A 12,607-nucleotide genomic window follows, 5' to 3' on the forward strand; every position below is an offset into this window, starting at 1 on the left:
GAATGCAGTTAGCTGCATTCCTTTTTCTATTTCAATATATAAGTAAATACAAGTTTTAATGATGAGCATGTGCATCTTCCTTGCCACCGGCAAGGGTATACAACTCCGCTATTTTTTCCAAATTTGCCTCCGCAAATGCTCGTACTTCTTTGTCCGTGCTACGGGTCATCCGTTGAAGTTGGTCTTTCACGACAGCTACCTCATGTTGTACATGATGGATATACGCATCATCTGAATACGATGCAGAAGCCACGTGTGCCACAGCTACCTCTTCTTCTTCCTCCACCTCTACGGAATCAGTATCATCCTCCACAACCTCATGCACAGTTTTCACTGTTCCTATTTCTTCCGATACAACAAATTCTGCTGCCCTTTTAATCGGAAAATCTACTTGTTTTGCAATAGCCAAACTATCCAACCCTGGAATCAATGAACTATATACCTCTTGAGCTTTTGCAGCGAGTTGTTTTGCCTGTGAAGAGTTCGCTATCCCTGCCGCATAAGCGGCATAATCATTTTCATATACCACTTTGGCACCTACAAGCTGGAAAAATTGATACGCATCGCCGTCAACCAATGTTGTATGCGTTAAATTCAGTTGTCTCTCTGTTGCAGTCTTTGGATTACAAGAAGCCAACAACGTGCTCGCACATACACCAACAACAAATAAAGTATTTAATTTCATCTGTATATTTTTTGTTTTCTATTTATCCTACAAAAATAAAAAAATAATCGACTTCCCTGTTCAAAATAAATAACGTACTACATATTACGCAACATTTCGACCTGCGTTCACAACGCCGTATATGGTCCTAGCAATAAGTTTTCTGTAAATAGCCTCCTGTTCTGGCGACATTTTCTTATTTAGCAGGGAACGAATCGCATAATGCTGGATCGTCAGTAACGGCAGCACAATCTTTTCTCGCGCTAAAACGGATGCCCGTTCAATCGGGTAATCTTCCATCAATACAGATGAGTTGCTTAATTTAAGAATGTATTTTTTAGTCAACTCAAATTCATCACGGAGCATTTTCCAAAAGTCACCAAATGTCTCATCATACTGCATGTAGGCTGTTATATCAAAGTTTGACTTCGTCATGGACATCATGCAGTTATCAATAATGGTCTTGAACATACCCGAACTTTCGTACAGGTTTTTAACATAAGACCATAAATTGTTTTCCTCTGCCCAGCGCAATGCAGTACCAACACCATAAAATCCGGGGATGTTCTGCTTTAACTGGCTCCACGATGTCACAAAACTAATCGCCCGCAAATCCTCCAACCGTAACTCCTTTCCCGAATTTCGTTTCACGGGACGGCTACTGATGTTTACCTCCGATAACTGTTTCAACGGACTTAATGTTTCCAGGTACTTTAAAAACAATGGGTGTTTCCGTAGTGACATGAATTTATCATGGCTCTCGTGTGCCATTTGGTCGATTACCTCCTTCTGTTTTTTTGTTAAGGTATCGCCGTCTTTCTGTTGGAGCTCTGATATAACCCCAGCTTGCAACAACTGCTCCATGTTATATTTTGCGGTTTCCAACGAACCGTATTGGCTACTAATGGTTTGTCCTTGAATCGTTAATTGGATATGCTCATTGGCGATCTCTTTACCCATAGAAGCATAAAAACGCTGTGTTTTTCCACCACCACGAGCCGGAGGGCCTCCCCGACCATCAAAAAAGACTAAATCTACATCATACTCCCGGGCAATAGCTGTTAACTCTATTTTCGCTTTATAGATAGACCAGTTGGCCATCAGGTATCCGCCATCTTTGGTACTATCCGAAAACCCGAGCATAATGGTCTGTTTATTACCCCGGCGTTTAATATGGTTCGCATATTCCGTGTTGGAATACAAACTCCGCATCACATCAGCTGCTCGAGAAAGGTCATCTACGGTTTCAAACAACGGCACGAAATCAATCGTAAGATTATCCTTTTTCCATCCCGACCATAAAAACAGTTGCATTAAGCCCAAAATATCCGATGCTTGTTGACAGTTACTAATAATAAAACGCTGTGCCGCCCGCTCACTTCCCGATTTTTGAATATCTTTCAGCAATTCGATAACTTCCAACGTATCGATGATCAACTTATCCGCATCTTTATCAAAGCCCAAGCTCAGTTCCGAAAAAGGAATATGTTTTTCTTTCTCAGCTTCAGAAGTTGCCACCTGCTGTAAGTCAAGTCCTGTTTCAGGATAACGTTCTACAAGGTAATTAAATGTGTTTCTTAATATACTGCTATCCTGACGGATATCCAATGTGGTAAAGTAACATCCAAAGGTCGTGACTTTACGAATCAAGTCTTCCACCAATTCCACAAAAAGACCATCGTGCATGGTATTCAAGACTTCTTTCACACCATTCAAATTTTCCAGTATTTTCGCGGTATCGTCGGTGGGGTTTTCCACGGGATTAAAACTATTTTCATGGAACAGATCCTGTAACACATCCAAATACTTTTGTGTGCCTCGGAATGTAATCCGCCGTCTCACTAAACGAAAATCCCGGTAATAGCAACGGAATAGTATAGTACGCAGCATATTGGCCACTTTTTTTGTACTCTCCGCGGTCACATTGGGATTACCATCCCTATCCCCCCCTGGCCAGAACCCAAGCTCTATAAGTTGTTTTACATCATCGATAGGTAATTCCAGTTCACTGTCTATACTTGACTGTATCTCAGATGCCACCTTATAAAAAACATTCTCTAAGAACCAAGCTAAGCTAGCCGCTTCGTCCACTGGGGTTGGTTTTTCTTTATTAATGAAGGGTGTTTTACCTAATTGTTGCAGCAAAAGCTGAATATTATGTACGTCATTTCTTTTTAACGCGTCTATCAAATCCGTAATAATAGCCAGTACCGGACCAGGATAAAACTGGGTAGGGTGTGCTGTTAATACAAGTCTAACAGAGAAGTTGTGTAGCTTGTCCACAATCTTCTTTTTAAGCTCTGGATTGTCCTGCGCACGACGGAATAACGATTGTAAAACCGCTGAATCGTCAGCCTTGCCTACTGCTTGAAAAGCCGAATCTTCAACCGCATCGAAAAGAACAACTTGCCGCTCGATATACTGCACGATTCTAAAAAGAAAATCAATTCTATTCTCCTCTTGCACATATTGCTCATATTGGCCAAAGAAACTATCTATTATATCTTCTGGCGTTAAACGCTCATTCACACCCTTTTCACAATGCGTAGAAAAAAAAGGAAGTATGGTACCCGTGTGCTTTACACTCTGAAAAGGTAACGTTAAAAACAAACTTTTGTACAAATCAAAGCGTGTTAAAACTTCATTGTGAAAGACAGATTTTTTTTGACTTATCTTCATGCTTAAAATTAAGGAATAACATAGATTCGAAACCAATAAATTCGAATCGCACTAAAATATGCACTTTTAATAACAAAAGCAACTTTTAGGTGCGATTAAAACATCAGAACGATATTTTCGTTATAAAAAACACAAAGCTTCAACTTTGATTTTTTACTATCTTTGTTTACACATTTTTTTATGAAAAGGACGAAAGAAATTAGTCATTTCTTCTACAGTCAATATTTTGCTGAGGGACTGAAAATTACACTCGGATGTATCATACCATTATTGGTATGTATTTACTTAGGTTATTTGAATCAAGGTACGTTAATCTCATTTGGCGCTTTGTTAGTCGGACTTTCCGACACGCCTGGAGCCCCCTCGCACCGTCGTCTGGGAATGCTATCCACTATTGGTATCGGCATGCTGACCTACCTGATCATCGTGCATGTTAATTTTTCGGTAGCCGTAACGACAATAGTAATCGCGATATTGAGTTTCCTTTTCGCTATGCTTGCTGTTTTCAATGCACGTGCTGCGACGGTTGGTGCCATGTGCACACTTTTGATGCTTTTTAACGTACAACATGAATTGACAGTAGAGAACAACTGGCTCCATTTATTACTTATTGTTACTGGAGGCTTGTGGTATATGTTCATTAGTATGTCGCTCGTACAGATACGCCCGTATCGTATTGCTCAACAGGAACTTTCCGAATCCATACGGTATGTGGCAGATTATATTCGGCTGAAAGCTAATTTTTATGACCCAAATGTCAATATAGACAACAATTACCTTAAATTGATTGACAAACAAGTAGAAGTAAATAAACATCAGGAATCTGTTCGGGACATTCTTTTCCAAAGCAAACGTTCCATCAAGGATACAACTAAAATCGGTCGCTATCTTACCCTTGTCTTTTCGGATATTGTCGATCTCTTTGAGCAGAGCATGACTACACAGTACGATTACAATGCTATTAAATCGACCTATGGTCAATATGGTGTACTTATGCCTTTCAAGCACACGATATTGAAAGTGACCAATGAACTAGATAATATAGCCTATGCTATCAATGCAAACAGGGTACCTAGGCCTACCTATACATTTGATAACGACATAAACCGGCTGCGTGAATCAATAGAACAGCTCGATAAAAAAGGCATCAACACTATTCCTCTCAAGAAAGTTATCATCAATATCCGTGGGATTATTAAATACCTCGAGAACATCTACAGTTATAATTCTTCGAACGTCGGACCAAATGTTCCAAAGGAAGAAATTGATTCTGCATCACAGTTCATTACCCGGGATCAAATTGATTGGAAGAAGTTTAGAAGCAATCTTAGCTTAGAGTCGTCTATATTCCGGCATGCCCTTCGCTTGGCTATTGTGCTCTCGGGGACCTACCTCACGTTAAATTTAGTCAACTTCAGTGCTAATGGCATCTATTGGACGTTATTGACCATTATGGTCATTCTGAAACCCGGTTTTGGAGTTACACAAGAAAGAAACTTACAACGTCTTGTCGGAACGTTGATGGGTGGAATTATCGGAGCCACTGCCATTTTTTTCATCGCAGATGTAAATATCCGTTTTGTATTATTAATATTCTTTTTCCTTGCGGGGTATAGCTTGTTCCGCATCAACTATATCGTTGCTGTGATGTTCATTACACCTTATGTATTGATTATGCTGAGTTTTCATGGTTCCAACACCTTAGAAATGGTAGCAGAAAGGGTTATTGATACCTTTTTAGGGGGAGCGATAGCCTTCGTGTCAAGTTATGTTATCTTTCCGAATTGGGAGAGCACGCAATTTCGTGACAATATGCGTAGTTTACTTATCGCTAATTACAACTACCTTGCACAAGCCATTCAAATTCTTTCTGGCAAAGAGCTTACCATAACAAATTATAAGCTTGCTCGAAAGGAAGTATATATTGCCTCTGCCAATATGGGATCCACTTTCCAACGTATGTTAACAGAGCCCAAATGGCGGCAAAGATATACGAAAGAAGTCAACAGGTTTGTCATCCTCGATCATATTCTTTCTTCACATTCAGCGAATCTACTTACACAGGTAAATCAGGCGGATATTAGCTCTTATCACACCGAGCACGTGAAACTGCTTAAAAAAGCGCTTTCCGAACTATATAAGGCGATCGTCTTAATCCCTCCTGACGAGGAGGAGAAACCATTTGAAGCGCGAAAGGAATTTCCGAATCTCCATGAGGTGACCAACGAAAACGATGAAAGTAAATTAATTACGGAACAATTACAGTTTTTAAGCAAAATTTCAGGAGATTTACACAAAGTCACACAGGAACTCGTTAATCGTATATCAGAAACGGAGCCTAATGAAAGCGTAGATTTAGCAAATGGATAATCATTTTGACGTATTAATTATAGGTGCTGGCCCCATTGGATTAGCTTGTGGTATTGCTTCACAGAAAGCAGGGCGATCACATATCATCATAGAAAAAGGTTGCCTCGTCAACTCGTTGTACAACTACCCGTTGAACATGACTTTTTTTTCCTCTTCGGAGCGACTAGAAATTGGCGATACTCCTTTTGTTACGACATTACCGAAACCAAAAAGAGCGGAAGCTCTGGAATATTATCGTCGTATTAATGGAAAATTCGATTTAAATACCCATCTCTTCGAAGAAGTAACAGCGACGCGGAAAGACGGTGATCTTTTTATTGTTAGCACGACCAAAGGACAATATACTGCCCAATCTGTCATAGTTGCTACCGGTTTCTATGATGTACCTATGTTGTTGAATGTCCCAGGGGAGGATCTTCCAAAAGTTTCTCACTATTACAAAGACCCACATTTCTATGCCAACCAACGCGTTGTTGTTGTCGGCGCAAGTAATTCTTCGGTGGATGCCGCGCTTGAAACATATAGAAAAGGTGCAAAAGTAACCATGGTTGTCCGTGGACCAGAGATAGGCCCCCGCGTAAAATACTGGGTACGGCCAGATATCGAAAATAGAATTGCACTTGGCGAAATAGACGTATTTTATCAAACTAGGATTTCGGAAATAAAAGACGAATCCGTTACGATATCTACACCTGAGGGGATGATCGAAATCGGAAACGATTTTGTACTGGCACTTACTGGTTACCGCCCGAATTTCGATTTCTTAAGAAAAGTCGGAATAGATGTACCCAATGAGGCTCCTATGATTCCTGTCCATAATCCACAGACTATGGAAACCAATATAGCAGGGCTTTACCTAGCAGGCGTGGTTTGCGGTGGACTTAACACACACCTTTGGTTTATAGAAAATTCCAGAATCCATGCAGATATTATTATGCAACATATTCTGGAACGAACGTCTAGTTGCTACGTAAACCTCGAAGAAAAATCTTAACCATCTTCTGCTGTTTGGTTAAGATAAGATCAAATTCTTCTGGTGTAGGAAACAGGCAATCGTTCAAATCTTTACTTAAAATACCAACACGCATACCCATTAATGAAAATAACAATAGCTCGGCGGTTTCATTAAAGTTATCTACTTCGATTTCTTTATTTTCTACACCTTGTTTTAGAATCCGACTATACTGATCGCGAATACGTTCGAAAAAAGGACCAATATTTTTTCCCATTTCTCCTGGGTTTTGGATAAATTGAGAGGAGGAATATTCAAATAGATTATAATTTTCACGCATAATCGTCATCCGGCTTTCGACAGCATATAAGAGAATACGCTCTACACTCACAGCTTTCTTCATATATACCTCTACCTTATTGATCATCTCATTGATAACGTGTTCTAAGACGGCGCTGTATAGACTATGTTTATCTGGAAAATAATAATACAGCAGAGCTTTAGAAAAAGAAAGATCTTTAGCTATTTCGGCCATGGTAGTCTTTGCCATCCCAAAGTGTGCAAAGCGTCGTTTTGCAACATCAAGTATCTTCGCTCTCTTTACATCAACATTCTTGGTCATGCTATTTTTATTATTTAAATACTAAGCTTTATGTTATCTTTACACTAACATTATAAAGTTACTTCTTTTTTTGATTTTTTAAAAGAATTAGTCAAGTTAAGACATTTACAACAAATGACGAACGCCATTCAGCAGCATATTTCACTAAAAACGTATAACACATTTGGCATCGAGGTTTTCTGCAAAGATTTTATCAAAATAAACAATGAAAACCAACTGCCGGCTTTATTTAAAGAAAGGCAATTTTCCAATAAATTCTTTGTATTAGGTGGAGGCAGCAATGTGCTGTTTACAGAAAACTACGATGGCCTGATTATACAAATGGGAAATAGAGGAATAACGCATTTTATAGAGGGTAATTTTATTTATATAACCGCCAAAGCGGGCGAAGTTTGGAACGACTTCGTCTGGTATTGCGTGGAACGGGGTTTTGGCGGTGTGGAAAACATGGCTCTCATTCCCGGATCGGTAGGAGCCTCTCCTATTCAAAATATCGGTGCTTATGGCACGGAGCTCATGGACGTATTCTATTCCTGTCAAGCGTTTGATACGACTACCGGAGAATTTACAACTTTCCACAACAAGGACTGCAAATTCACCTACCGCGACAGTATATTTAAATCCAAATATAAAGGACGTTTCGTTATAACATCGGTTACCTATAAATTACACCTACACCATAAAATTAATACGTCCTACGGTGCCATCCATATGGAATTGCAAAAAAGAGGTATATCCTCTCCTACGATAAAAGATATCGCCGAAGTAGTATCACATATTCGTGTAGAAAAACTTCCCGATCCTTCTACCATTGGTAATGCGGGCAGTTTTTTTAAAAACCCTATCATTCCTATGAAAACGTTTAACGAATTGCAAAAAAAATATCCGGATATCATCTTCTACTCCGTCGATGAATATTACGTCAAACTCGCTGCGGGCTGGTTGATAGAAACATGTGGATGGAAAGGAAAAATAGATGGGAATGTCGCGGTTTGGAAAAACCAAGCATTGGTCATTACGAATTTAGGTAACGCGAGTGGTTCAGAAATTTACTCGACATCGTCTAAAATAATGAACGATGTGTATAAAAAATTTGGAATTATGCTAGAACGGGAAGTAAATGTTCTCTAAAAGTTTTCAACAATTGTTAATTTAGATTGTGAAAAATAGATTACCCCCCTTATCCTGTTGGCTTTTAAAGAGTTATTTTTGAAAAAAAATGCTCTTTACAACTAAATTTAACGAAACATTCATTTAGACTTAACGATAATCAAAAAGTTTAGCACGCCATTTGCATAATTTCGGATGCAACCGTAGTTCATGCAAATGAAATACAACCTTAAAATAGCTAATTGAACGAACGTATGTTCACTTAGTGTAGTGTAAACTTTTTAATCCAGTCTAATATGAACAAAATAGAATTCAACACTTTGGTCATTCGACAATCAGAATCACTAAAAGCGTACGCAAGAAATTTCACCAGAGACCAGGATGATGCCAATGATTTAGTGCAAGATACTCTTTTGAAAGCCGTTACTTATTTTAAGAATTTCAAAGAAGGCACCAATCTGAAAGGCTGGTTGTATACCATCATGAAAAACACGTTCATTAACAATTATCGACGGGTTGTAAAAACAAATTCTTTTATTACGAAAGAGGAAGAAATTACCAGTGCAAACCTCGTTGTCTCCGCAACAAAGAATAGAGGCGAAAATAAATTCGTTATGGAGGATATCAATCACGCATTGTCTAACCTGTCAGAAGATTATTATGTTCCTTTCACTATGTATTTTGAAGGCTATAAATATCATGAAATATCAGATCATCTGAACATACCAATAGGAACGGTAAAAACACGTATTCACGTGGCACGAAAAGTCATGAAAAAAACATTGAACGCCTATAAGTTCAGTTATTAAAAACTATAAAAAATGCCCAAATGGGCATTTTTTATAGTTTTCTAGTCTTTCAACTCAAATCTAGACAATGTGATAAATTGTTGGATTCGATGACGAATATCACTTGCAGACAATTGCTGTAACTGTTCTGTTCCGAATTTCTCCACACAGAACGAAGCTAATGCCGAACCGTAGATAACGGCATTTTTCATATTGGTAAAATTAATTGACTTCACTTTTGCTAAATAACCTATGAAACCACCAGCAAAGGTATCGCCTGCACCTGTTGGGTCAAAAACATCAGCCAATGGTAACGCAGGAGCAGAAAATATTTGTCCATCACCAAACAGTAAAGCCCCATGTTCCCCCTTTTTAATAATAAGGTATTTGGGTCCCATTTCCAATATAATCTGCGCAGCTTTGACCAAGGAGTATTCGCCCGAAAGCTGGCGCGCTTCGGCGTCGTTGATAGTCAAAACATCGACTTTTTTCAATACAACTTTAAGATCGTCTAAAGCCACATCCATCCAAAAGTTCATCGTATCCAAGACGACCAATTTCGGCTTATTTTGTAAACGATCCAAAGTAGTCATCTGTACCTGAGGAGTTAAGTTGCCCAGTAACAAGTATTTACAATCTTGATAAGAAGCTGGTAATTTCGGATCAAAATCTGCCAATACATTCAATTCAGTTACCAATGTATCACGGCTATTCATGTCGTTATGATATTTTCCCGACCAAAAGAAAGATTTTCCTTCCTTCACCACCTCTACACCTTCTACATCAATACCTCTTGATTTGAGAATATCCAGATTATCATTTCCAAAATCTTCTCCAATGACAGAAACTAACTTCACTTTGTTGTATAGATATGAAGCTGCAAGGCCCGCAAATGTAGCAGCACCTCCTACAATTTTATCGGTTTTCCCAAAAGGTGTTTCAATGGCATCGAAAGCCACAGTACCTACAATTACTAAACTCATATTCAATTTCGTTAATCGCCCTAAAAGACGGAGACAAAGGTATAAGAATGTATTAAAAATAACAAAAACTGAAGAATAAACTACAGTATATCTGGAAAGACCGTCATTTGGTTTTTGTAGAAATCAATTTTCTGATATACCCGATTAAAAAACATTTTCCTATCCTTTATACCTGCGGTGTTAAGTAATTTGGAGTTTTTCAACTGATATTGAAAGAAATCATACACCGTTTTACAGGTATTTTCGTCATAGGTTACATAATATCCCAACATGGTGTATGGCACGAAAAGGGATTTTTTTTGTTGATCTGAAATCAGCACGTTGTTGTTCAAGATAAGCAAATCATGATAGTATAAACGATATTGATCATTTTTGTCGGTACATTTCTGTTCTAGCCCAGACACCAACTCTTTGAGGCATTCACAAAGCGTTCTACCGTGTTCAGCAGACAACAAGCCGGAATGAAAGAAGTAAATGATCTGCTGTAATGTACTGTTAATCGTGGTATCGTTCCATATCTCGTTTGTCTGCACCGAGGCATAAAACGTCGTTAATTTTTGACTGTGATCGATGATAGGTGCTTTGCTACAAAAGGCATCAAAAGATATGTTCATATCTTCGAGATTCAGTAAATAAAGCCATACATAGAGTTTGAATTTCGATAATAAATCCGTATTCACCGTATAAAACAAAGGAATGTCTTTAGCCGAGTAATATAACGAAGTATCCCTATCTGCGGCATGAGCGTTTAAATATTTAAACGAACTTTCTAGATATTGGCTTAAACCTTCAAAACTGCGGACATCTTTGGTTTTCTTGACCAATACGCTGTCACTCCCCTGGAAAAGCTTATCCATTGAAATACCATAGTGATTAGCCAATTGAACTACTTCTTCAATCGAAAACTTGCTTTTCATCGAAATACGCCGATGGGCTGCATCGTAGCTGATATCCAATGCTCCTGCCACTTCCTCTATGAGAGATTTGTGTTGGCCAATTTTCTTTCGTATAGCATCGATTAGAATTTCCTGATACATATTTTTGCGATAATCACAAATATAAAGCTAAAAAATATTTTTTCCCGCAAATGTTTACGTGAAAATCACAATAGATTTGCATAGTACGATCGTTATTTAGTAAATATAATTTTTGACTCATGGCATCATCAATAGAAAAAGCAAGTACCGCACTGAACATTATTAATACGGTGCAGAACATGGAACATATTATCGGAAATATTAGGAATCGTCAAGCTTCGGTCCCTAACGAGAAAAATACATTACCTTTTGAACCGGAAGTGAGCGCAGATGGCGTCCGACAGCGAAAAACCTTTTTAGAAAATAAAACAGCTAAAAGTTCTCCCTACCTTATCGAGAACGAAATCTTTGACGACTTCACTTTTTTGAATGGCAATATCGAAAACTATATCGGCATGACCCGTGTCCCCACAGGCGTTATTGGACCATTGCATGTGATCGGTTCATCTGCCCAAGGAGACTTCTATGTACCGCTGGCCACGAGTGAAGGAGCTTTAGTCGCGTCGTACCATCGAGGCGCAAAGGCTTGTTCCATGGCGGGCGGCATCACCTCTATCTGTCTGTTGGAGGGCGTACAACGTAGCCCAGTATTCAAATTCGAGAATATTGCCGATCTCGGGCTTTTCGTAGCCTGGCTGCTTCCACAAGTCGACAAGCTGAAAGAAATCGTCGGACAGACCAGTAAATTTGCCAAATTGATGGATATCAAAGTCCAAATCGAGGGCAATCATCTCATTGTAACCCTAGAATATCATACAGGTGATGCCGCTGGCCAAAATATGGTCACAATATGTACGGATGCCATTTGCCAATATATGGTAGAACAATGCCCTACCAAACCAACATTGTGGTTCATTGAAGGCAACTATTCTGGCGACAAAAAGGCAACGGCTTTGTCATTTACCAATGTCAGAGGAAAAAAGGTAACTGCCGAAATTGTGTTATCGGAGGAAATTGTAAATAAGGTTCTTAAAACCACGCCTGAACTAATGGCCGAATATTGGCGTTCATCTACCATTGGCATTATACAGAGCGGTGCAATTGGCGCACAAGGACATTACGCCAATGGATTAGCAGCCTTGTTTTTGGCTACCGGTCAAGATGTTGCCTGCGTGGCAGAAGCCGCTACCGGCATCACCAGGATGGAGTGGAATAAAAACGGGTCCTTGTATGCAAGTGTGACATTGCCCAATTTGGTAGTGGGCACCGTAGGTGGTGGAACACATCTGCCTACGCAACGGGAATGCCTGGAGATGATGGATTGTTATGGTGCGGGCAAAGCCCGGAAATTCGCCGAAATATGTGGAGCACTTGTTCTAGCAGGCGAACTTTCTATTGCAGCAGCTTTGTCCGCCGGACATTTCACGCAGGCACACAAGAAGTTTGGACGAAAAAAATAGAA

At 39.2% G+C, this 12,607-nt stretch carries 10 protein-coding genes; 5 read left to right on the forward strand and 5 right to left on the reverse strand.

What is annotated here, in order from left to right; genetic code table 11:
* Positions 1-55: 55 nt before the first annotated feature.
* Together FXV77_RS16160 and FXV77_RS16165 are read right to left on the reverse strand one after the other, a co-directional pair.
* Entirely contained in the window at positions 56-685 is a 630-nt protein-coding gene (locus FXV77_RS16160) for a hypothetical protein (RefSeq protein WP_148920278.1), read from the reverse strand.
* Positions 686-769: 84 nt separating this feature from the next.
* The gene (locus FXV77_RS16165) at positions 770-3,343 is read right to left on the reverse strand and encodes a phosphoenolpyruvate carboxylase (RefSeq protein ID WP_148920279.1); all 2,574 of its coding nucleotides are present in this window, start codon (positions 3,341-3,343) and stop codon (positions 770-772) included.
* Positions 3,344-3,523: 180 nt separating this feature from the next.
* Between FXV77_RS16165 and FXV77_RS16170 the strand changes: the two genes are divergently transcribed.
* The gene (locus tag FXV77_RS16170) at positions 3,524-5,713 is read left to right on the forward strand and encodes an FUSC family protein (protein WP_148920280.1); all 2,190 of its coding nucleotides are present in this window, start codon (positions 3,524-3,526) and stop codon (positions 5,711-5,713) included.
* Entirely contained in the window at positions 5,706-6,707 is a 1,002-nt protein-coding gene (locus FXV77_RS16175) for a YpdA family putative bacillithiol disulfide reductase (RefSeq protein ID WP_148920281.1), read from the forward strand. The genes FXV77_RS16170 and FXV77_RS16175 overlap by 8 nt, the downstream gene beginning before the upstream one ends.
* Here FXV77_RS16175 and FXV77_RS16180 read toward each other — a convergent pair.
* The gene (locus FXV77_RS16180) at positions 6,673-7,287 is read right to left on the reverse strand and encodes a TetR/AcrR family transcriptional regulator (protein WP_148920282.1); all 615 of its coding nucleotides are present in this window, start codon (positions 7,285-7,287) and stop codon (positions 6,673-6,675) included. The genes FXV77_RS16175 and FXV77_RS16180 overlap by 35 nt on opposite strands.
* A 114-nt stretch (positions 7,288-7,401) precedes the next feature.
* Here FXV77_RS16180 and murB point away from each other — a divergent pair, with 114 nt between their 5' ends.
* Entirely contained in the window at positions 7,402-8,418 is a 1,017-nt protein-coding gene (murB, locus tag FXV77_RS16185; RefSeq protein ID WP_148920283.1) for a UDP-N-acetylmuramate dehydrogenase, read from the forward strand.
* A gap of 275 nt (positions 8,419-8,693) precedes the next feature.
* Positions 8,694-9,206 carry an RNA polymerase sigma factor gene (locus FXV77_RS16190; protein WP_148920284.1) on the forward strand — a complete coding sequence of 171 codons (513 nt, stop codon included), beginning with the start codon at positions 8,694-8,696 and terminating at the stop codon, positions 9,204-9,206.
* A 41-nt stretch (positions 9,207-9,247) separates the two neighbouring features.
* Here FXV77_RS16190 and FXV77_RS16195 read toward each other — a convergent pair whose 3' ends face one another.
* On the reverse strand, positions 9,248-10,168 hold the full coding sequence (locus FXV77_RS16195) for a PfkB family carbohydrate kinase (protein WP_148920285.1): 921 nt from the start codon (positions 10,166-10,168) through the stop codon (positions 9,248-9,250).
* Positions 10,169-10,248: 80 nt separating this feature from the next.
* Entirely contained in the window at positions 10,249-11,205 is a 957-nt protein-coding gene (locus FXV77_RS16200) for a helix-turn-helix domain-containing protein (RefSeq protein ID WP_148920286.1), read from the reverse strand.
* A 119-nt stretch (positions 11,206-11,324) separates the two neighbouring features.
* Between FXV77_RS16200 and FXV77_RS16205 the strand changes: the two genes are divergently transcribed.
* Positions 11,325-12,605, forward strand: a complete 1,281-nt coding sequence (locus tag FXV77_RS16205; RefSeq protein ID WP_148920287.1) for a hydroxymethylglutaryl-CoA reductase — start codon at positions 11,325-11,327, stop codon at positions 12,603-12,605.
* Positions 12,606-12,607 lie beyond the last annotated feature (2 nt).

Source organism: Sphingobacterium phlebotomi (assembly GCF_008180195.1).
Lineage (GTDB): Bacteria > Bacteroidota > Bacteroidia > Sphingobacteriales > Sphingobacteriaceae > Sphingobacterium > Sphingobacterium phlebotomi.

Bases quoted from the DNA above. Each gene is read 5' to 3' on its own strand.
- FXV77_RS16165 (WP_148920279.1), bottom strand. From the start codon at position 3,343: ATGAAGATAAGTCAAAAAAAATCTGTCTTTCACAATGAAGTTTTAACA.
- murB (WP_148920283.1), top strand. From the start codon at position 7,402: ATGACGAACGCCATTCAGCAGCATATTTCACTAAAAACGTATAACACA.
- FXV77_RS16195 (WP_148920285.1), bottom strand. From the start codon at position 10,168: ATGAGTTTAGTAATTGTAGGTACTGTGGCTTTCGATGCCATTGAAACA.
- FXV77_RS16205 (WP_148920287.1), top strand. From the start codon at position 11,325: ATGGCATCATCAATAGAAAAAGCAAGTACCGCACTGAACATTATTAAT.
- FXV77_RS16170 (WP_148920280.1), top strand. From the start codon at position 3,524: ATGAAAAGGACGAAAGAAATTAGTCATTTCTTCTACAGTCAATATTTT.
- FXV77_RS16190 (WP_148920284.1), top strand. From the start codon at position 8,694: ATGAACAAAATAGAATTCAACACTTTGGTCATTCGACAATCAGAATCA.
- FXV77_RS16160 (WP_148920278.1), bottom strand. From the start codon at position 685: ATGAAATTAAATACTTTATTTGTTGTTGGTGTATGTGCGAGCACGTTG.
- FXV77_RS16180 (WP_148920282.1), bottom strand. From the start codon at position 7,287: ATGACCAAGAATGTTGATGTAAAGAGAGCGAAGATACTTGATGTTGCA.
- FXV77_RS16175 (WP_148920281.1), top strand. From the start codon at position 5,706: ATGGATAATCATTTTGACGTATTAATTATAGGTGCTGGCCCCATTGGA.
- FXV77_RS16200 (WP_148920286.1), bottom strand. From the start codon at position 11,205: ATGTATCAGGAAATTCTAATCGATGCTATACGAAAGAAAATTGGCCAA.